The sequence below is a fragment of the Staphylococcus pseudoxylosus genome (assembly GCF_044794325.1).
Lineage (GTDB): Bacteria > Bacillota > Bacilli > Staphylococcales > Staphylococcaceae > Staphylococcus > Staphylococcus pseudoxylosus.
Genome location: NZ_CP085024.1, coordinates 1706588 through 1727738, shown reverse-complemented (window position 1 = coordinate 1727738; position 21151 = coordinate 1706588). Strand labels below are relative to the sequence as shown.

The 21151-nt window shown below is 33.4% G+C and carries 20 protein-coding genes; 19 read left to right on the top strand and 1 reads right to left on the bottom strand.

Features of this window, described 5'->3' with window-relative positions; genetic code table 11:
• The 7 genes from ymfI to rny all read left to right on the top strand — a co-directional run bounded on the left by ymfI (position 1) and on the right by rny (position 7335).
• Positions 1-705 (top strand): elongation factor P 5-aminopentanone reductase, encoded by a 705-nt coding sequence (gene ymfI, locus LG295_RS08275; protein ID WP_107558233.1) that lies wholly within the window; start codon positions 1-3, stop codon positions 703-705.
• 131 nt (positions 706-836) lie between these two features.
• Positions 837-1667: a YmfK family protein gene (locus LG295_RS08270; RefSeq protein WP_017724318.1), complete on the top strand. Its 831-nt coding sequence runs from the start codon at positions 837-839 to the stop codon at positions 1665-1667.
• 31 nt (positions 1668-1698) lie between these two features.
• Complete coding sequence (locus tag LG295_RS08265; protein ID WP_107531836.1) at positions 1699-2091, top strand: RodZ family helix-turn-helix domain-containing protein; 393 nt, start codon at positions 1699-1701, stop codon at positions 2089-2091.
• Between the two features lie 51 nt (positions 2092-2142).
• Positions 2143-2718 carry a CDP-diacylglycerol--glycerol-3-phosphate 3-phosphatidyltransferase gene (gene pgsA / locus LG295_RS08260; protein ID WP_107531837.1) on the top strand — a complete coding sequence of 192 codons (576 nt, stop codon included), beginning with the start codon at positions 2143-2145 and terminating at the stop codon, positions 2716-2718.
• 206 nt (positions 2719-2924) lie between these two features.
• Complete coding sequence (locus LG295_RS08255; protein ID WP_107558232.1) at positions 2925-4067, top strand: CinA family nicotinamide mononucleotide deamidase-related protein; 1143 nt, start codon at positions 2925-2927, stop codon at positions 4065-4067.
• A gap of 173 nt (positions 4068-4240) precedes the next feature.
• Positions 4241-5290 carry a recombinase RecA gene (gene recA / locus LG295_RS08250; RefSeq protein WP_107531839.1) on the top strand — a complete coding sequence of 350 codons (1050 nt, stop codon included), beginning with the start codon at positions 4241-4243 and terminating at the stop codon, positions 5288-5290.
• A 485-nt stretch (positions 5291-5775) separates the two neighbouring features.
• On the top strand, positions 5776-7335 hold the full coding sequence (gene rny / locus LG295_RS08245; protein WP_017724323.1) for a ribonuclease Y: 1560 nt from the start codon (positions 5776-5778) through the stop codon (positions 7333-7335).
• A 218-nt stretch (positions 7336-7553) separates the two neighbouring features.
• On the opposite strand, the gene LG295_RS08240 is transcribed toward rny, so the two are convergent.
• A complete protein-coding gene (locus LG295_RS08240; RefSeq protein ID WP_107530927.1) occupies positions 7554-7769 on the bottom strand; it encodes a hypothetical protein in 216 nt (71 codons plus the stop codon).
• Positions 7770-7935: 166 nt separating this feature from the next.
• Between LG295_RS08240 and LG295_RS08235 the strand changes: the two genes are divergently transcribed.
• From LG295_RS08235 to mutS, 12 genes are all read left to right on the top strand, one after another.
• A complete protein-coding gene (locus LG295_RS08235) occupies positions 7936-8724 on the top strand; it encodes a TIGR00282 family metallophosphoesterase (RefSeq protein WP_107530926.1) in 789 nt (262 codons plus the stop codon).
• A gap of 115 nt (positions 8725-8839) precedes the next feature.
• Positions 8840-10600 carry a 2-oxoacid:acceptor oxidoreductase subunit alpha gene (locus tag LG295_RS08230; protein WP_318832925.1) on the top strand — a complete coding sequence of 587 codons (1761 nt, stop codon included), beginning with the start codon at positions 8840-8842 and terminating at the stop codon, positions 10598-10600.
• Positions 10601-11467, top strand: coding sequence for a 2-oxoacid:ferredoxin oxidoreductase subunit beta (locus tag LG295_RS08225; RefSeq protein ID WP_107530924.1), 867 nt, complete (start codon positions 10601-10603; stop codon positions 11465-11467). It begins immediately after the preceding gene.
• Between the two features lie 484 nt (positions 11468-11951).
• Positions 11952-12584 (top strand): poly-gamma-glutamate hydrolase family protein, encoded by a 633-nt coding sequence (locus LG295_RS08220; protein WP_318832924.1) that lies wholly within the window; start codon positions 11952-11954, stop codon positions 12582-12584.
• Between the two features lie 117 nt (positions 12585-12701).
• A complete protein-coding gene (locus LG295_RS08215) occupies positions 12702-13325 on the top strand; it encodes a poly-gamma-glutamate hydrolase family protein (protein ID WP_404475640.1) in 624 nt (207 codons plus the stop codon).
• A 72-nt stretch (positions 13326-13397) separates the two neighbouring features.
• Positions 13398-13787 (top strand): Rrf2 family transcriptional regulator, encoded by a 390-nt coding sequence (locus LG295_RS08210; RefSeq protein ID WP_318832923.1) that lies wholly within the window; start codon positions 13398-13400, stop codon positions 13785-13787.
• A 65-nt stretch (positions 13788-13852) separates the two neighbouring features.
• Positions 13853-14749 (top strand): NAD(P)/FAD-dependent oxidoreductase, encoded by an 897-nt coding sequence (locus LG295_RS08205; RefSeq protein ID WP_318832922.1) that lies wholly within the window; start codon positions 13853-13855, stop codon positions 14747-14749.
• Positions 14750-14857: 108 nt separating this feature from the next.
• Positions 14858-15154 (top strand): MTH1187 family thiamine-binding protein, encoded by a 297-nt coding sequence (locus LG295_RS08200; protein ID WP_107530919.1) that lies wholly within the window; start codon positions 14858-14860, stop codon positions 15152-15154.
• 474 nt (positions 15155-15628) lie between these two features.
• The gene (miaB, locus tag LG295_RS08195) at positions 15629-17170 is read left to right on the top strand and encodes a tRNA (N6-isopentenyl adenosine(37)-C2)-methylthiotransferase MiaB (protein WP_107530918.1); all 1542 of its coding nucleotides are present in this window, start codon (positions 15629-15631) and stop codon (positions 17168-17170) included.
• Positions 17170-17529, top strand: coding sequence for a RicAFT regulatory complex protein RicA family protein (locus LG295_RS08190; RefSeq protein ID WP_107530917.1), 360 nt, complete (start codon positions 17170-17172; stop codon positions 17527-17529). Before miaB ends, LG295_RS08190 begins: the two co-directional genes overlap by 1 nt.
• 41 nt (positions 17530-17570) lie before the next feature.
• Positions 17571-18059 carry an energy coupling factor transporter S component ThiW gene (gene thiW, locus LG295_RS08185; RefSeq protein WP_107558227.1) on the top strand — a complete coding sequence of 163 codons (489 nt, stop codon included), beginning with the start codon at positions 17571-17573 and terminating at the stop codon, positions 18057-18059.
• A 436-nt stretch (positions 18060-18495) separates the two neighbouring features.
• Positions 18496-21150 carry a DNA mismatch repair protein MutS gene (gene mutS / locus LG295_RS08180; RefSeq protein ID WP_318832921.1) on the top strand — a complete coding sequence of 885 codons (2655 nt, stop codon included), beginning with the start codon at positions 18496-18498 and terminating at the stop codon, positions 21148-21150.
• Position 21151 lies beyond the last annotated feature (1 nt).

The following is a 21151-nucleotide window of genomic DNA, read 5'->3' as shown; positions in this document are numbered from 1 at the left end:
GTGAAAGCATTAGTTATAGGTGGTTCCGGAACGATAGGAAAAGCAATTGTTAACAGATTAGTATCAGATGGTTTTGAAGTAATTGTACATTATAATAATACGAATATTGAAACACTTCAAAGTGATTATATTGGAAAACCAGTTGAATTTTTACAATGTGATTTAAATCAAGACATTGATTTACAAGCACATTTTTCTTGGATTACAAAACTGGATTGTTTGGTATATGCAAGTGGGACGGCTTTATATGGTCAATTACAAGATGTGACTGATAAAGAAATAGACGATTGTTATCAAATGCATGTCCGCCAACTAATTAGGATTTGTAGGTTTTTCGTAGATCAATTGCGACAAAGCAGTCATGGTCGTATTGTTGTCATATCATCTATTTGGGGAGAAACTGGTGCAAGCATGGAGAGTATTTACTCTGCAATGAAAGGTGCTCAAATTGCGTTTGTAAAAGCTTTAAGCCAAGAGCTAGCCATGACAACAGTGACTGTAAATGCGATTGCTCCTGGATTTGTCAGTGGAAATATGGCTCGAGTATGGTCGGAAGAAGAATTACAGGCAATTACTGAAGAATTGCCACAGCAAAGGCTTATTGATCCTATTGAGATTGCACATACTTGCAGTTATTTGTGTCATCCAATGGCAAGAAGCATCACCGGAACGATCCAGAAAGTTAATGGTGGATGGTACGTATAGATTTTTAAATAATGTACAAAAAATAAACCAACTATGAAACATTCAATGATATAATGTCATTACAATAAATGGTTATATGTTCACGTATAAATGATTTGTGCGTGGTTTCTAAATAAAGGGGTGCTTATTTCATGACAGTTGCTACTAAAAAAGAATGGTATCTAGAGTATGAGATAACAATGAACCGAGCGGGGCTTCTAGGTGATATATCAAGTTTGTTAGGTATGATGGGGATTAGTATAGTAACAATCAATGGTATTGATGAAGGTCGTAGAGGTCTATTAATTAAATCTGATAGTCTAGAAAAAGTAAGTCGTTTCGAAAATATTGTAACCGAAATAGATGATATTTCTATTACTAAGTTAAGAAAGCCAGAGTTAAGAGATCGCTTGGCAGTTAGACATGGTAGATACATAGAGCAAGATGCTGATGATAAAAAGACATTTCGTTTTGAAAGAGAAGATTTAGGTTTACTAGTTGATTTTATGGCAGAATTGTTCAAAGAAAAAGGTCATAAATTGATTGGTATTCGTGGAATGCCTAGAGTTGGTAAAACTGAATCGATTGTAGCAGGAAGTGTCTGTGCACATAAACGTTGGTTATTTATTAGTTCTACACTTATTAAACAGACTGTGCGTAGTTCATTAATTAAAGGTGAATATGATTCAGATCATGTCTATATCATTGATGGTGCTGTTACAGCAAGAGAATCTAGCCAAAAACACCAGGAATTAGTGAAAGAAGTTATGAGTCTTCCTGCGATTAAAGTAGTTGAACACCCTGACTTATTTGTTGAAGCAAGCGACTATAAGATGAGTGATTTTGATTATATTATCGAATTAAGAGAAAATAAAAATCAAGAAATTCATTATGAAGAAATGAAAAAACAAACAGTTAAGAGTAAAAACAATTTGGATTTTGGTAATGATCCATTTGGTGGCGGATTTGGTTTCTTTGAATAATAAAGATTGTTGATTGAGGAGGGCTGATATCGTGAGCTTAGTTGGTCAGACTTTAAAAGGACGACGAGAACGTTTAGGTATGACATTAAACGAATTAGAATCGCGTACACAAATTAAACGGCAAACATTAGTGATGATTGAAAATAATGATTTCGAATCATTAAAAAAAGCTGAGTATGCGGAAGGTTTTATTAGAAAATATGCTAAAGCAGTGAATATTGATTCAGTGCAGTTGATTAATGCGCACAGAGAAGAAATTCCCAATAATGATGAAGCGATACATCAAACAATTGCAGCCTTCGCTAATGATGACAAACCAACATACCGCAGTAAAAATAAAGAACCTTTACAAGTTGGTGTTGTGATTAGTTTAGTGATTATTATCACAGCATTATTGTGGGTATTTTCAGTATTGATATTTTAAAGTGGCAAACAAATGTAAGCTATAAGTTATAAATAGAAAAGAGGACTTTGTATGAATATACCGAATTGGATAACTGTGTTTAGAGTTATACTAATTCCAATATTTCTTGTTTTTGCATTAGTAGATTTTGGATTTGGTAACGTTTCATTTATCGGTGGATATGAAATTAAAATTGAATTATTAATAAGTGGTGTTATCTTTATTGTTGCATCCCTTAGTGATTTCTTAGATGGTTATTTAGCAAGGAAGTGGGGACTTGTTACTAATATGGGGAAATTTTTAGACCCACTTGCAGACAAATTATTAGTTTCCAGTGCATTAATTGCTTTAGTTCAATTAGGCCTAACAAATTCAGTAGTTGCTATTATTATCATAGCACGTGAATTTGCTGTTACTGGTTTACGTTTATTGCAAATTGAACAAGGCTTTGTAAGCGCTGCTGGTCAATTAGGTAAGATTAAAACTGCAGTTACAATGGTAGCAATCATTTGGATACTATTTGGTGATCCGTTAGTTACATGGGTTGGTTTCCCAATAGGACAAGTATTGTTGTATATTGGTGTGTTCTTTACGATTTTATCAGGCATAGAATATTTTTATAAAGGTAAAGATGTTTTTAAAGTATAATTAAAAATGATTAATAAACTGGAAGTTGTGCTTATAGTAAAGACAGCTTCCAGTTTTTTTGATGTTTTAATGATATGAAGTCAGATTTTTCGTTTTTTCGTGGTTTTCATTTTATAATTAAGGGAAGTAAAAATGTATTGTATAAACAGAGGTCATTAAAATGATAAGTTTGATAATGGGGACTTTGTTTTTGAGGAGGAGTATTTGTGAATATATCAATCATCGCAGTAGGGTCAGAATTGCTACTAGGACAAATTGTTAATACTAATGGCCAATATTTATCAAAACTATTAAATGGTGTCGGTCATAGTGTTGTAGAGCATTCTGTAATTGGTGACAATCCACAGCGTCTAGAAAGAGTGGTCAATCAAGCCCTTAATCAATATGATACCGTGATTTTAACGGGTGGCTTAGGTCCAACAAAAGATGACTTAACCAAACATACTGTAGCTAAAATATTAGGGCGTGAATTAGTAATTGATGAACATGCACTAAATTATATTGAATCATATTTTAGAGAGCAGGACATCGACATGACGCCAAATAATAGACAGCAAGCACTTGTGATAGAAGGTGCACATATTTTAGAAAATAAAGTCGGTATGGCACCGGGTATGCTCGTTAATCACGAAGATAAAAAAATTGCTTTGCTACCAGGACCCCCTAAAGAAATGCAACCAATGGCGAAACATGAGTTATTACCTTATCTACTTAATGGGGAGGAAACTATATTTTCAGAACTACTACGTTTTGCCGGAATTGGTGAGTCAAAGGTGGAAACTGAATTAATGGATTTGATAGATCAACAAACAAATCCAACTATTGCGCCGCTTGCTGGAACACATGAAGTAAATATAAGATTAACTGCAAACGGGGCATCGCAACAAGCATGTAAGGATTTAATCGCACCTGTGAAAAGCACAATACTAAATCGCATTGGTAAATATTATTATGGTTCTGACGACATACTGCTAGAACAAGCTGTTATGTCATTAGTTATTGAATCCTTTGCTATATATGATGGTGTGACTGACGGCGAATTATATTCTAGAATGAAAAATTTTGATGATAGCGAAATGTTGAGAGGTATGTTACCACATCACTCACAATTTATAAATGAACATGATACAATTGAATCTCAACTTTCGATAACAGCGCAAATTATAAGAGATTTTTATAATGTAAAAGTTGGTATTTCGATATTGAGTCAAGGTGACATTGTATATTTAGGTGTTTTAACAGGCGAAAGCTTAACGATACAATCATTTAAAATGACTCGCAAAAGAAATTTAATGAAAAGTAGAACACAAAATTATGTGTTAATTAGGTTACTAAATTTATTTAAATAGCTAGTAACGCCTTGCTAAAAGCTAAAAACATAGCACGTGTGTTCTCTTTTTGAGTGATTAACGCTTTTCTTTAGCGAACAAATATTCGCAAAATACTTGCGGAATAATCTAAATCAAGGTATAGTATGGTTAAGATATTTTTCAGAGAGAATTCTCATATAGGAGGTCCAACATTGGATAACGATCGTCAAAAGGCTTTAGATACAGTAATTAAAAATATGGAGAAATCATTTGGTAAAGGCGCGGTAATGAAATTGGGTGATAACGAAGCACGCAAAGTTTCAAGTGTTTCAAGTGGTTCTGTAACATTAGATAATGCTTTAGGAGTAGGTGGTTACCCTAAAGGTAGAATTGTAGAAATTTATGGTCCAGAAAGTTCTGGTAAAACGACTGTGGCACTTCATGCCATTGCGGAAGTTCAGAGAAATGGTGGCGTGGCAGCTTTTATTGATGCTGAACATGCATTAGACCCAGTTTACGCAGAAGCATTGGGTGTTGATATTCAAAACTTATATTTATCACAGCCTGACCATGGGGAACAAGGATTAGAAATTGCAGAAGCATTTGTAAGAAGTGGTGCTGTTGAGATAGTTGTTGTTGACTCTGTTGCAGCATTAACACCTAAAGCAGAAATTGAAGGTGAAATGGGAGATACACACGTTGGTTTACAAGCACGTTTGATGTCACAAGCCCTAAGAAAACTTTCAGGCGCGATATCTAAATCAAATACGACTGCAGTATTCATTAACCAAATCCGTGAGAAAGTCGGTGTTATGTTCGGTAACCCTGAAGTTACTCCAGGTGGTCGTGCACTGAAATTCTATAGTTCTGTTCGTTTAGAAGTACGCCGTGCGGAACAATTAAAACAAGGACAAGATATTGTCGGTAATAGAACTAAAATTAAAGTTGTTAAGAATAAAGTCGCACCACCATTTAGAGTTGCTGAAGTTGATATTATGTATGGTAAAGGCATCTCTAAAGAGGGAGAATTAATCGATTTAGGTGTTGAAAACGAAATCGTTGATAAGTCGGGTGCTTGGTATTCTTATAATGGTGACAGAATGGGACAAGGTAAAGAAAATGTCAAATCTTACCTCAAAGAAAACCCTGCTGTCAAAGAAGAAATAGATAGAAAACTAAGAGAAAAATTAGGTATATTTGATGGAGATGTTGAAGAGTCGGAAGCTGAAAATACAGCGACACTTTTTGACGAAGAAGAATAGGTGAAATAGTTACAATAATATATTGTGGAGCATTAAATTATTGTTTTTATTTAGCAGCCAAACAAACTAAACCCGTAACAAGGTGTTTAGTTTGTTTTTTTGTTTAATATAGGTGAAAATTTAAACTATATTATTCTTTGGACATAGTTTCTATCGTATTTTAAAGTGATATACTTTAAAAATAATATAATTAAGGATAAAAAATATTATATTTCACCCTTATGTATGTTGTTCATATTAAGAAGATAAAATTATTATGTTAAACGATTTCGTTTCAAAAACAAGATGAATTAAGGTCTAGCAAACATTAAAGTAAATTTAGTGTAAAAGAGATGCCTCAAATATTGAATTATTGTGTAGTCAAACCTTGACACTTCTTAGTTTAAAACCGTACAATTACATTGTATGATTCTTATATAACTTCATATAATCATATTGAATTTTGATATACAGAGCAAAATCCTAGATAAAAAGGGGGTGTTTGTGTGAATTTGTTAAGCCTCCTACTCATTTTGCTAGGTATTATTCTCGGAGTTGTTGTAGGGTACGTTGTTGCCCGAAATATATTGCATCAAAAGCAATTACAAGCAAGACAGACTGCCGATGATATTATCGAACAAGGTAATAAAGAAGCAGAGAATATCAAGAAGGAAAAGCTTCTAGAAGCTAAAGAAGAAAACCAAGTCATAAGAGAAAAAGCTGAAAATGAGCTTCGTGAAAGACGTGCAGATCTTCAAAAGCAAGAAGCAAGACTTCTACAAAAAGAAGAAAACTTAGAGCGAAAATCTGACCTGTTAGATAAAAAGGATGAGATTTTAGAGCAAAAAGAGTCTAAACTTGAAGAAAGACAACAACAAGTAGATGCAAAAGAGAGTAGTGTTCAAACATTAATAAATAAGCATGAACAAGAATTAGAACGCATCTCTGGTCTCTCTCAAGAAGAAGCTGCACAGGAGCAACTTCAAAGAGTTGAAGAAGAATTGTCACAAGATATTGCTATACTTGTTAAGGAAAAAGAGAAAGAAGCAAAAGAAGCAGTCGATAAAAATGCAAAAGAGTTATTAGCAACTACTGTTCAAAGATTAGCTGCAGAACATACATCTGAATCAACAGTATCAGTTGTTAATTTACCAAATGACGAAATGAAAGGTCGAATCATTGGTAGAGAAGGTAGAAACATTAGAACTTTAGAAACGTTAACTGGTATTGATTTAATTATAGATGATACACCAGAAGCGGTAATTCTCTCTGGTTTTGACCCAATTAGACGTGAAATTGCAAGAACTGCATTAGTTAATCTTGTTTCAGATGGTCGTATCCATCCTGGACGTATAGAAGATATGGTAGATAAAGCTCGAAAAGAAGTAGACGATATTATTAGAGATGCTGGGGAACAAGCTACATTTGAAATAAATGTGCATAATATGCATCCAGATTTAGTGAAAATCTTAGGTCGTTTACAGTATCGTACTAGCTATGGACAAAATGTATTGAAACATTCTATTGAAGTTGCACACCTTAGTGGTATGTTAGCAGCTGAACTAGGAGAAGACGTTACATTGGCTAAACGTGCTGGACTACTTCATGACGTTGGTAAAGCAATTGATCACGAGGTTGAGGGAAGCCATGTTGAAATTGGTGTTGAATTAGCTAAAAAATATGCTGAGAATGAAACCGTTATTAATGCAATTCATTCTCACCATGGTGATGTCGAACCGACTTCTATTATTTCTATATTAGTGGCAGCTGCCGATGCATTATCAGCAGCAAGACCAGGTGCTCGTAAAGAGACTTTAGAAAACTATATTAGAAGATTGGAAAGACTAGAAACACTTTCAGAAAGCTATGATGGTGTTGAGAAAGCATTTGCAATCCAAGCGGGTAGAGAAATTCGAGTTATCGTATCACCAGATACTATCGACGACTTAAAATCACATCGTTTAGCAAGAGATATTAAGAGCCAAATTGAAGATGAACTTCAATATCCTGGTCATATAAAAGTGACAGTTGTTCGTGAGACTAGAGCAATTGAATATGCAAAATAAGATTTAAAGTATTTAACAATGAATTTTTAAACAAACTAAACGAAATTATCGTTTAGTTTGTTTTTTTTATTTAAATTAGCATATAGATTTGATAGTTACATAATTCTTAACAAATGAAAACACCTCATACGCTAAAAGTACGTATGAGGTGTTAAAAATCATTTATATTCATTTCCAAATTAACTTTAAATGTTTTGTGCTAAAAGACTAATCTAAAACTAAGTTAATTCTAAATCAGCATTTTTAACTTCTTGAATAATTTCAGCTGTATCATAACAGTTTGTTGAAATATTAGCATATCTTTCGGCTAAACGATAAGCATGGATATAGAGCTCTAAACTTTCTTTTGCTATATCATCTGGATCTTCACTTTTAGATGGATTTGCTGTAACAACTAAGTCAGCAAAATGTTGTGGGTCAATATTAATTGCCATGTATTACTTCCAACTCCTATATTTTGAATTATTTAATTCCTACTATAATTTATACCACCAATTTTATGATTAAAACTTAGTGAAATTAATGAAATTTTTATAATGATACTTTTCATCGTAAATAAATTGCATTAAACTAACATTAAGAGAGAGGATGAACATGTAAATGAGATTATTATTTATCGGAGATATAGTAGGTAAAGTAGGTCGTGAGGCTATTACAACGTATTTACCTAAATTGAAACAAACGTATCGTCCTACAGTTACTATTGTAAATGCGGAAAATGCTGCACATGGCAAAGGATTAACTGAAAAGATATATAAAGATCTATTGCGCGAAGGTGTAGATTTTATGACAATGGGTAATCATACTTTTGGTCAACGTCAAATTTATGATTTTATTGAATCGGCAAATCGTATGGTAAGGCCAGCGAACTTCCCAGAAGAAGCGCCAGGAGTAGGTATGAGATTTATTCAAATCAATGAAATTAAATTAGCAATTATCAATTTGCAAGGTCGTGCATTTATGCAAGATATTGATGATCCTTTTAAAAAAGCTGATGCGCTGATCAAGGAAGCTCAAAAAGAAACAGACTATATTTTTGTAGATTTTCATGCTGAGACTACTTCAGAAAAAAATGCAATGGGTTGGTTCTTAGATGGTAAAGTGAGTGCGGTTGTAGGTACACATACCCATATCCAAACCTCAGATGAACGTATCTTACCCGGCGGTACAGGTTATATCACAGATGTAGGAATGACGGGTTTTTATGATGGTATACTAGGGATTAATAGAGATGAAGTAATTACTCGATTTATAACAAGTTTACCTCAAAGACACGTAGTGCCAGACGAAGGCAGAAGTGTACTATCCGGCATTATTATTGATATCAATAAAGAAGGGAAAACAACACATATTGAACGTGTGTTAATTAATGATGATCATCCCTTTTAAAAAGTATCGTCCATTAGTATGAATTTGAAAAATACCACTCTTAACATAGTAATAGAGTGGTGTTTTTTGATATGATGAATAATGAATTATTATAACCACTAGGAGGCAAGATGATATGAAATCACAAGTATCATGGAAAGTGGGCGGACAACAAGGCGAAGGTATTGAATCTACTGGAGAAATCTTCGCGACTGCTATGAATCGTAAAGGATACTACTTATACGGATATCGTCATTTTTCAAGTAGGATTAAAGGTGGCCACACAAATAATAAAATAAGAGTTTCTACTACGCCAGTACATGCGATTAGCGATGATTTAGATATCTTAATTGCATTTGATCAAGAAACAATAGAGTTAAACCATCAAGAAATGCGCGAAGATAGTGTGATTATTGCGGATAGTAAAGCAAAACCCGAAAAACCAGAAGATTGTCGCGCACAATTAATAGATTTACCTTTTACTGCGACTGCAAAGGAATTAGGTACTGCTTTAATGAAAAATATGGTTGCAGTAGGTGCGACTTGTGCAATCATGGATTTTGATATTTCAGATTTTGAAACGCTAATTACAAATATGTTTACTAAAAAAGGTGACAAAGTTGTAGAAATGAACATAGAAGCATTGAATGAAGGTTATCGTTTAATGCATGAACAATTAACTACTGTGGATGGTGATTTTGTTTTAGAGGAAACAAAGGGTGCACCTCACTTATATATGATTGGAAATGATGCAATTGGACTAGGCGCTTTATCAGCTGGTTCTAGATTTATGGCAGCTTATCCAATCACTCCTGCATCTGAAATCATGGAATATATGATTGAAAACCTACCCAAGGTTGGCGGTACGGTTGTTCAAACGGAAGATGAAATTGCAGCGGCAAATATGGCTATTGGTTCAAATTATGCAGGTGTGCGTTCGTTCACAGCGAGTGCAGGACCTGGTCTCTCATTAATGATGGAAGCCATTGGCTTGTCAGGTATGACAGAAACACCATTTGTAGTTATTAATACACAACGTGGTGGACCATCTACAGGTTTACCTACAAAACAAGAACAATCTGATTTAATGCAGATGATATATGGCACACACGGTGATATCCCTAAAATTGTATTAGCGCCGACTGATGCCGAAGATGCCTTTTATTTAACTATGGAAGCATTTAATTTAGCAGAAATGTACCAATGTCCTGTCATTGTATTAAGTGACTTACAATTATCATTAGGTAAACAGACTGTTGAAAAGTTAGATTATAGTAAAATTGAAATCAATCGTGGCGAAATTATCCAATCAGATATTGAACGTGAAGAAGATGATAAATCATACTTTAGACGTTATGCACTTACAGACAGTGGTGTATCACCAAGACCTATCCCAGGCGTTAAAGGTGGGATACACCATGTAACTGGTGTTGAACATAATGAAGAAGGAAAAACAAGCGAAGCTGCAGACAATAGACAACAACAAATGGATAAACGTATGCGTAAAACAGAACACTTACTTATTCAAGAACCTGTTGAGCTAGCTGCAGAAAATGAAGTAGCAGATATTTTATATTTAGGCTTTATTTCAACAAAAGGTGCTATTCAAGAAGGGAAAGCTAGATTAGAAGAAGAAGGGCTAAAAGTCAACCATCTTCAAATTAGACAATTACATCCTTTCCCTAGTGAATCGATACAAAGAGAAATAGATAAAGCTTCTAAAGTTGTTGTTGTGGAACATAATTATCAAGGTCAACTTGCTAGTATTTTAAAAATGAATGTAAATTTAGGTGACAAATTAATTAATCAGACCAAGTATGATGGTACACCATTTTTACCAAGAGAAATTGAAGCTAAAGGACTAGAAATTGCTAAAGAAATAAAGGAGTTGGTATAAATGGCAACATTTAAAGACTTTAGAAATAACGTTAAACCAAATTGGTGCCCTGGTTGTGGTGATTTTTCAGTTCAAGCAGCGATTCAAAAAGCAGCAGCAAATGTTGGATTAGAACCTGAAGAGGTAGCTATTATTACTGGGATTGGTTGTTCAGGACGTTTGTCAGGGTATGTAAATTCTTATGGTGTACATGGTATACATGGACGTTCATTGCCACTTGCTCAAGGCGTGAAAATGGCCAATAAAGATTTAACAGTAATTGCTTCAGGCGGTGACGGTGATGGTTATGCGATAGGTATGGGGCATACAATCCATGCTTTACGTAGAAACATGAATATGACTTACATTGTAATGGATAATCAAATTTATGGTTTGACCAAAGGACAGACATCACCATCTTCAGCACAAGGATTTGTAACTAAATCCACACCAAAAGGGAATATTGAACAAAATGTTGCGCCATTAGAACTTGCACTTTCATCAGGAGCAACATTTGTAGCACAAGGATTTTCAAGTGATATCAAAGGACTTACGAAAATGATTGAGGACGCTATTAATCATGATGGATTTTCATTTGTAAATGTATTTTCACCTTGTGTGACATACAATAAAGTCAATACTTATGACTGGTTTAAAGAAAATTTAACAAGTATTGAAGAAATCGAAGACTTCGACGCAACTGACAAACAAAAAGCGACTCAAAAAGTTTTAGAATATAATTCACTGCTTAAAGGTATTGTTTATCAGGATACAGAAACGCCATCTTATGAATCACAAATTGAAGAAATGAATGGCACGCCGCTTGCTAAACAAGACCTTCATATTGATGAAGCTCAATTTGAGGCCTTAACAAAACAATTCGTTTAATTATATATAGTGAAACTTAACTACGTTGAGTAACAGATTGTCTACAAAGTCTCTAACTTTGTAGACAGTTTTTTTGTGCACACTTTCCGCAGGTACTGCCTTAGTCCGTAGTAATCAGCTAATGCGTTTCACGTAGGAGATGGTCCAAATCACTGCCAATATTACACAAAAAGATTATAATTTATAAATTAAAAAGTGAAATATTTATTATGTTAGATAAATCAATTGATAAAAGACCGCAGTTATTTTGAAAAATTACTATACAAATATAAATGAACAAAGCTTAGAGGAACTATCACCTAAAGTTTGTCTATGCTCTAAAACTTAATATCCTTAAGAGATAGAATTGTTACATGATGGATCAATGAGATTAGGCAAATATGCCGTAATACAATTAGCGATAATGCAACGTTTTTTTGCTTTGATTTAAATATGAAATTACTATAACATTTTATAGTGTTATTAATTGACGGAGGCAATAGTTATGGTAGATAAATTTAAGTCGATGACTGAACTGATTGCAAAGACTACAGAACATAGAGAATGGGAAATACAAACAGTAAGTAAGAAATCATCAACCCTCATAACTGCAATACATGGTGGGGCGATAGAGCGAGGAACCACAGAAATAGCACAGTTAATTAGTGAGCAAGGTGATCATAGTTTTTATTCTTTTAAAGGTATAAGAAATAATAAGAATAATGAATTACATGTTACATCAAGACATTTTAATGAACCAAAACTAGCGCAAATGGTGTCTGATCACCATAACATTGTATCCCTGCATGGATGTATGGGAGACGTGCCTGAAGTTTATATTGGTGGTAGAGACTTTGAACTGGCATCTGAAATAAAATCACAACTTGAAAAAGTACACATCATTGTTAAACCTGCGCCTTCACATATATCAGGTATGCATATGGATAATTTTGTTAATGCTGGCCAAAAAAATGCTGGTGTTCAACTAGAATTAACTGTGGCATTAAGAAAACAATACTTTAAAAATAATAAGTATAATTTAAATGATAGAGAAAATAGACAGAATTGGTCACAGTTTATGTATGTATTTTCGACAGCTGTGAATAAAGCGATAAACAATGTAGAAGAAACAAAATAATTATAATTGTATTGCGATGGATAATTAAAAATATTAAGCTGTCCTTTACAAAATCTTAAGTTAATAGGAATGATGTGAGGGAAATACAAATATAGAAACTTTGGAAGGGGTTTTTATATGGCTGATAAGTATAATTCAATGTCAGAGTTAGAAGCGGATACAATTGAAAATAAGGACTGGGAAGTTGTAACGCGTGACTTAGATAGTCAAGTAATTATTACTGCGATACATGGCGGAGGTATCGAACCAGGTACAACTGAAATTGCTGATTTAACTGCGCAAAAAGGTGAGTATGATTATTTTTCTTTTAAAGGTACTAAATCAAAAGGGAATGAAGATTTACATGTAACTTCTCGAAATTGTGATCAGTCTGTATTGATGGAAATGATAAAGAACAAAACATATGCAGTAGCAATTCATGGTTGTGAAGGTGATGAAAACATTGTCTATATCGGAGGAAAAGATCAAAAACTTATTCATGAAATGACTAGACAATTTGAACAATTGTATATAAGTGTAGAGCAAGCACCAGAACATATTTCAGGTGCTCATGATGATAATATTATTAATTGTTGTAAAACAGGTGCAGGCGTGCAATTAGAGTTAACTCCTGGATTAAGAAAAATGTGTTTTGACAACCAAAAATATAATAAAGAAAGTCGTGAAGATCAACATAATTGGAGTCAATTTATGGATGAATTTACCACTACTATCGTGAAATCTATACAGAACATTCAATAATAGTGATTGCAAATTATCACTAATTGAGTTACTGTAGACTAACGATATCTACAATTAGGAAGTTGATAAAATATGAAATGTTCTAAAGCAACAGACTATGCATTACATGCACTTTTATATATGATTAAAAGTAATGGTGAATTAAGTAGGATTCCAGTGCAAGATTTAGCAACAGCGTTAAAAGTCTCAACGACATATTTATCGAAAATATTGACACGCCTTGTAAAGGTAGGCATTATCTCAGCTAGTAGTGGCGCGAAAGGTGGCTATCAATTAAAAACTGGTTGGGAAGACGTTTCGATATATGAAGTCATTATTACCATTGATGGCAAGCAAAGCTTATTGGAAGATAGTTTTAATCATGCTAAAGAATGCCCAATTAAACAAATTATGGACGAAGCAGAGCATAGTTTAATTACCAATTTAGAAGGTAAGACATTAAAGGACTTGGCTAATAGCTAAGTTCTTATAATTTAAACTAATTATAGATATTAAGAGTCTTTAAAAGTTGCAAAGGAGCGAATCAAATGTATTATGACGTAATTATTATTGGTGGAGGTCCGGCAGGATTAAGTGCTGCATTAAATTTTGGTAGAGGTATGAAACGGACACTTATAATCGACGAGGATAAACCGCGTAATAGGGTTACTCAACTGTCGCATGGTTTTTTAACGCAAGATGGTGTTAAACCAACCGAATTTAAGAGAAAAGCTAAAGCAGATGTGGTTAATTATAACGATGTTACTTACTTGGAAGCACATGTAGAACAAATAGAGAAAATAGATAAGGAATTTATAGTTAAAACACAAGCCCAGACTTATAATGCAAGACAAGTGTTATTAGCCACAGGGTTAAGAGAACATAGTCCTGATATTACAAATTTTAATGACTTTTATGGCCAATCGATCTTTTATTGTCCTTGGTGTGATGGGTATGAAATGCGTAATAAAAAACTTGCGGTTATTTATTCAGGTGAAATGCTGCTTCATATGGTCAAATTGTTAAGTAACTTTTCACAAGAAATAGTCGTGTTTACAAATGGAGAAAAGGAGGTTCTTGAAGCAGACAAAGCATTGTTAAATAACAAAGGTATTGATATCTATACAGAACCTATTGCACGATTGATTGGAAACAATGGACATTTAGATGGTATTGAGTTAATCGATGAGCAAATTATTTCGGTAGAAGGTGCATTTGCAAAGATGTATTGGGATACACAATTTGATTTCTTAAATCAATTAAGTATAACGCGAGACGGAGATGGTAAATTCGATACTGATATATACGGAGAAACATCTGTTGAAGGATTGTATGTAGCTGGTGAAGCTAAAGATAATTTTGCGGGTCAATTATTAGATTCAGCTGCTAATGGTGGTATGATTGCAAAAATGATGATGATGAAACAGATAGAAGAAGATTTTTGATTACTAGGGACTAAAATGCTTTAATAGGTTCATTCACTTTTAACTATGCCTTTAACTTATAATTTGATAAACTAACAATAAGTTAAATAATTAAGGGGTTGTAATAACATGAATGATACTTTGATGAGTATTCAGATTATTCCTAAAACCGCCAACGGAGAAGATGTTATTCCATACGTAGATGAAGCAATTAAAGTCATTGATGATTCGGGATTAACCTACAGAGTGGGGCCATTAGAAACAACTGTTCAAGGTGAAATGAATGAATGCCTAATCTTAATTCAAAAATTAAACGAGCGTATGGTTGAATTAGAGATACCTAGTACAATAAGTCAAGTTAAGTTTTATCATGTGCCAGAAGGTATTACTATTGAGACACTTACTGGAAAATACGACGAAGTTTAAATTTAACAGGTGAAATTACACTAAAAGACAAACTGTAAATACGGTATTTGTTTATAACCTCTGTTTATGTTTAATAGAGGTAGACTAGTCAAAATAATATAAATGATCTAAATTTCAGATAAAATACATGTATTAAGTGAATTGGAACTTAGATATATTTAAGGGAGCAGGAAGTGGAGCCCAGACATTAATCATTTTAGGAAGATATGATTTCAGTCAGACGCTCTTTCTCGCTCCCTCATTTGCATTTTAAAACGCTAAATTGTGATTTGATGATCTTAGTATTGAAAATATTGTGCAATAGACTGGTTATTTGTTAGTCTTTTTGCACTTTGAAGTCAAATTTAATATAATGTAGTAATGACTATGGATAAATTTAAAGAACTTTGAACGTCAAGGTTGAAAAACAGAATCTTGAGGGATATTTTAAAATACTTGTTCTTAGTTTTTATGATATAGAAAGGGTTTTGTAGAGTGAATGAAGAACAAAGAAAAAGTACTTCTATAGATGTTTTAGCGGAACGAGATAAAAAGGAAAAAGACTATAGCAAGTATTTTGAACACGTGTATCAACCGCCAAGTTTAAAAGAAGCGCGTAAACGCGGAAAAGAAGAAATTAATTATAACCGTGATTTTCAAATAGATGAGAAATATAGAAATATGGGACAAGGAAAAACATTTTTAATTAAAACATATGGTTGTCAGATGAATGCGCATGATACAGAGGTAATGGCTGGTATTCTAGAGGCATTAGGTTATACACCAACGGAAGATATTAATCAGGCAGACGTTATTTTAATTAATACATGTGCCATCCGCGAAAATGCGGAAAATAAAGTGTTTAGTGAAATCGGTAACTTAAAGCATTTGAAAAAAGAGAAACCAGAAACAGTAATTGGTGTCTGCGGATGTATGTCTCAAGAAGAATCTGTCGTAAATAAAATCTTAAAATCATACCAAAATGTAGATATGATTTTTGGTACACATAATATTCATCGTTTACCAGAAATACTTGAAGAAGCTTATTTATCAAAAGCGATGGTGGTTGAAGTTTGGTCAAAAGAGGGCGATGTCATTGAAAACCTTCCAAAAGTAAGAGAAGGCAATATCAAAGCGTGGGTAAATATTATGTATGGTTGTGATAAGTTTTGTACATACTGTATCGTTCCATTCACAAGAGGTAAGGAACGTAGTAGACGACCAGAAGATATCATTGAAGAAGTAAGAGATTTAGCACGTCAAGGGTATCAAGAAATTACATTGTTAGGTCAAAACGTTAATGCTTACGGTAAAGATATAGATGGTTTAGCATATGGTTTAGGTGATCTGTTAGAGGATATCTCTCAAATTGATATTCCAAGAGTAAGGTTTACAACGAGTCACCCTTGGGACTTTACGGATAGAATGATTGAGGTTATTGCTAACGGCGGAAACATTGTTCCTCATGTTCACCTTCCAGTTCAATCGGGTAATAATGCCGTGCTTAAAATTATGGGACGTAAATACACACGTGAAAGTTACTTAGACTTAGTTAATCGCATCAAGTCAAGAATTCCTAATGTTGCTTTAACAACTGATATCATCGTCGGTTATCCAAACGAGACAGATGAACAATTCGAAGAAACATTAACACTTTATGATGAAGTTGAATTTGAACATGCGTATACGTATATTTATTCTCAAAGAGATGGTACGCCTGCAGCTAAAATGAAAGATAATGTACCTTTAGACGTGAAAAAAGATAGATTACAACAATTGAATAAAAAGGTTGCATACTATTCTGAACGTGCTATGCAAGCATATGAAGGCGAAGTCGTACAAGTTTTATGTGAAGGATCTAGTAAAAAAGACGAAACAGTCTTAGCCGGTTACACTTCAAAAAACAAATTAGTCAATTTCAAAGCGCCTAAATCTATGATTGGCAAAATTGTAGATGTACAAGTAGATGAAGCGAAACAATTTTCTCTTAATGGTACATTCTTAAATGTAAGTAAACAAGCGATGGTGACACCATAATGTATGAAAAAGAAGAAATTTTAGCAGAAGCGGATCGTATTAGTGAACGCATAAAATCTTTAGATACAGTTAAGGAATATCATAATGTTGAATCGCAAATACATCAAAATAAAAATATAGAGCAGCGAATGAAAGAATTAAAAAAAAATCAAAAGCAATCGGTTAACCTACAAAACTACGGTAAGACACAAGCATTAAAAGATTCTGAGGATAAAATTCAGCATATTGAAGAAGATATTAATATTTTACCTATTGTAGAAGAGTTTAGAGAATCACAGACTGAAGCTAATGATTTATTACAAATGATGATTAGTACCATGTCAGATCGTTTGAATCAACAACAGGAAGATAAAGATTAACAGAGATTGTGGTGGAACTTGTTGGAAAGGAAATGAGCCATATGAAGACGAGAAAGTTAACGCTAACTGCAATTTTTATTGCTATCAACGTTGTGTTAAGTAGTATTATTGTAATTCCATTAGGCCCAGTTAAAGCAGCACCAATTCAACATTTGGTTAATGTGTTATGTGCTGTACTAGTAGGGCCATGGTTTGGGCTTGCTCAAGCTTTTATTTCATCTATCATACGTATGATTTTTGGGACGGGAAGTTTCTTTGCTTTTCCAGGGAGTATGGTAGGTGTATTGCTTGCTAGTGGTTTCTATTTTTATCGTAAACATATCTTTATGGCGGCAGTGGGAGAAGTCATAGGTACAGGCATTATTGGTAGTATCATGTGCATACCGTTAGCATGGGTGTTAGGCTTTTCAAACTTTGCTGTTAAACCTTTAATGACAGCCTTTATTGTATCGAGTGTCATTGGTGCCATCATTAGTTATATCATTTTAATGATATTAAAAAGAAAAGGTATATTAAAAAAATATTTATAATCAATCTTAATAAATCAAGTTAAGGCACTTTGTTACTCATATGAGTTTGGTTTGATAGATATACTGCAGAAGTAAATCTATTAAATCAATCATTTACAAAGTTGCCTTAATTTTTTTGTTCTTAATTAATCTTTAACTTATGAAAATGTGAAGTTAATAAATGAGTGCCTGTATATTAATTTAATAAATGGGCGAAAATTGAAAACATATGTTAAAATTTAAGAGTTAAATTAACTAAATTAGTTAAAGAAAATGAACGGGTATGATTAAAAAATCAATGAAAAGTATTCAGAAATGCACGATATCACATCTATATTCAGTAAGTAAATGTGCCTGACTATTGATGAAAATTAATCATTAATTTAATTTATAAACCAACAAATATTAAGTGAAAATAAATACATAAGAAATGAAAAAAGGACTGTGACATATTAATATGACAAATCAAACGCCAATGATGCAACAGTATTTAAAAATCAAATCGCAATATCAAGATTGTCTCTTATTTTTTAGATTAGGAGATTTTTACGAAATGTTTTACGAGGATGCTAAAGTTGCATCTAGAGTATTAGAAATAACATTAACAAAACGTGACGCTAAAAAGGAAAATCCAATACCAATGTGTGGCGTACCTTATCATTCTGCGGATGGTTACATTGAAACTTTGATTAGTAATGGATATAAAGTAGCTATTTGTGAACAAATGGAAGATCCAAGGCAGACAAAAGGTATGGTACGCCGTGAAGTAGTACGCATCGTTACACCTGGTACAGTGATGGACCAAGGAGGCGTTGATGAAAAGCAAAACAACTATATATTAAGTTTTATTCAAGGTGCATCATCATACGCATTAAGCTATTGTGATGTGTCTACAGGTGAATTGAAGGCTACTCATTTTGAAGATGAAGCGACATTAATTAATGAAATTACTACAATTAACCCTAATGAAATCGTTGTTAATGAAGAAATAGGTGAAACGTTAAAACGCCAAATTAGTTTAACTACCGAGACAATTACTGTGTTACCAGATATTTCTAATGCGAGTTATGAAGTTAATAATATGACGGAAACATATTTGTTTAATGCAACTCAACTATTATTAGATTATATCCATCATACGCAAAAAAGAGATCTATCACATATTGAAACCGTAATTAAGTACGAAGCGATTGATTTTATGAAAATGGATTTCTATGCAAAGCGTAATTTAGAATTGACTGAAAGCATACGTTTGAAAACTAAAAAAGGTACATTGTTATGGTTAATGGATGAAACTAAAACACCTATGGGGGCTAGACGCTTAAAGCAATGGATTGATCGGCCACTTATTCAAAAATCTCAAATTGAGTCCCGTTTAGATACAGTTAGTCAATTTATAAATCATTTTATTGAAAGAGACACCTTACGTAATCATTTAAATCAAGTATATGATATTGAGCGATTAGTGGGACGTGTTAGCTATGGCAATGTCAATGCACGTGATTTGATTCAGCTGAAACATTCCATTTCGGAAATTCCAAATATTAAGCGCCTATTAGAAGATTTTGATGAACAAATGACTGCACAATTTAAAGCATTAGAACCATTAGATGATTTATTAACTTTATTAGAAGAAAGTTTAAAGGAAGAACCACCGATTTCAGTTAAAGAGGGCGGGTTGTTTAAAGCTGGCTTTAACAGTGATTTAGATAGTTATTTAGAAGCTTCAAAAAATGGTAAAACATGGTTAGCAGAATTACAAGCCAAAGAACGTGAGAGAACTGGCATTAAATCACTTAAAATCAGTTTTAATAAAGTGTTTGGTTACTTTATTGAAATCACACGAGCTAATTTACAAGGTTTTGACCCGACAGCTTATGGTTATAACAGAAAGCAAACACTTTCAAATGCTGAACGTTTTATAACAGATGAATTGAAAGAAAAAGAGGACATTATCTTAGGAGCTGAAGACAAAGCAATTGAATTAGAGTATCAATTGTTTGTAGGGCTTAGAGAACAAATTAAATCATATACAGAGCGATTACAAAAACAAGCAAAAGTGATATCAGAGCTTGATTGTTTACAAAGTTTTGCAGAAATTGCTCAAAAATATAATTATGCACGACCTACTTTTAGCGAAGATAAAACGTTAGAACTTATCAATTCGAGACATCCTGTTGTAGAACGTGTGATGGATCATAACGACTACGTGCCTAATGATTGTGCGCTTAATCAAGATACATTTATATATTTGATTACCGGTCCAAATATGTCAGGTAAATCCACTTATATGAGACAAGTAGCCATAATTAGTATCATGGCGCAAATGGGTGCTTATGTGCCATGTGAATCGGCAACATTACCCGTTTTTGATCAAATTTTTACTAGAATTGGTGCTGCCGATGATCTAGTTTCAGGTAAAAGTACGTTTATGGTTGAAATGTTAGAAGCACAAAAAGCCCTTGCTCATGCTACTGAAGACAGCCTAATCATTTTTGATGAAATAGGACGTGGTACATCTACTTATGATGGTTTAGCATTAGCTCAAGCAATGATCGAATATGTTGCACATACTTCGAATGCTAAGACGTTATTTTCAACACATTACCATGAATTGACTACACTAGATCAGTCGTTGCCTTGTTTGAAAAATATACATGTTGCAGCAAATGAATATGAAGGTGAATTGATATTCCTTCATAAGGTGAAAGATGGCGCAGTTGATGATAGTTACGGTATACAAGTAGCTAAATTAGCAAACTTACCAGATGCAGTGATTGATAGAGCGCAAGTCATATTAGATGATTTCGAACAAAGCAATAAACAAGAAACTAAAGTTGATGTAAATACAGTGGAATTAGAGCATAGTAGTAACGAGCCATTTAATGATTCAGTAAATGACTCAAATGCAACGTACCAATATCAAATACCAGAGGCTAAGGAATTTGCTAGTCAAGAGCAAAGTCAATTTGAACAGGCGGCATTTGATTTATTCGATACATCTGCAAAACAAAGTGAAGTTGAAAATGAAATTAAAACATTGAATTTATCTAATATGACACCTATAGAAGCACTTGTGAAACTAAGTGAATTACAAAGACAATTGAAATAGA

Bases quoted from the DNA above. Each gene is read 5' to 3' on its own strand.
- LG295_RS08270 (WP_017724318.1), top strand. From the start codon at position 837: ATGACAGTTGCTACTAAAAAAGAATGGTATCTAGAGTATGAGATAACA.
- pgsA (WP_107531837.1), top strand. From the start codon at position 2,143: ATGAATATACCGAATTGGATAACTGTGTTTAGAGTTATACTAATTCCA.
- LG295_RS08240 (WP_107530927.1), bottom strand. From the start codon at position 7,769: ATGGCAATTAATATTGACCCACAACATTTTGCTGACTTAGTTGTTACA.
- LG295_RS08235 (WP_107530926.1), top strand. From the start codon at position 7,936: ATGAGATTATTATTTATCGGAGATATAGTAGGTAAAGTAGGTCGTGAG.
- LG295_RS08230 (WP_318832925.1), top strand. From the start codon at position 8,840: ATGAAATCACAAGTATCATGGAAAGTGGGCGGACAACAAGGCGAAGGT.
- LG295_RS08225 (WP_107530924.1), top strand. From the start codon at position 10,601: ATGGCAACATTTAAAGACTTTAGAAATAACGTTAAACCAAATTGGTGC.
- LG295_RS08220 (WP_318832924.1), top strand. From the start codon at position 11,952: ATGGTAGATAAATTTAAGTCGATGACTGAACTGATTGCAAAGACTACA.
- LG295_RS08215 (WP_404475640.1), top strand. From the start codon at position 12,702: ATGGCTGATAAGTATAATTCAATGTCAGAGTTAGAAGCGGATACAATT.
- LG295_RS08210 (WP_318832923.1), top strand. From the start codon at position 13,398: ATGAAATGTTCTAAAGCAACAGACTATGCATTACATGCACTTTTATAT.
- LG295_RS08205 (WP_318832922.1), top strand. From the start codon at position 13,853: ATGTATTATGACGTAATTATTATTGGTGGAGGTCCGGCAGGATTAAGT.
- LG295_RS08200 (WP_107530919.1), top strand. From the start codon at position 14,858: ATGAATGATACTTTGATGAGTATTCAGATTATTCCTAAAACCGCCAAC.
- LG295_RS08190 (WP_107530917.1), top strand. From the start codon at position 17,170: ATGTATGAAAAAGAAGAAATTTTAGCAGAAGCGGATCGTATTAGTGAA.
- thiW (WP_107558227.1), top strand. From the start codon at position 17,571: ATGAAGACGAGAAAGTTAACGCTAACTGCAATTTTTATTGCTATCAAC.
- mutS (WP_318832921.1), top strand. From the start codon at position 18,496: ATGACAAATCAAACGCCAATGATGCAACAGTATTTAAAAATCAAATCG.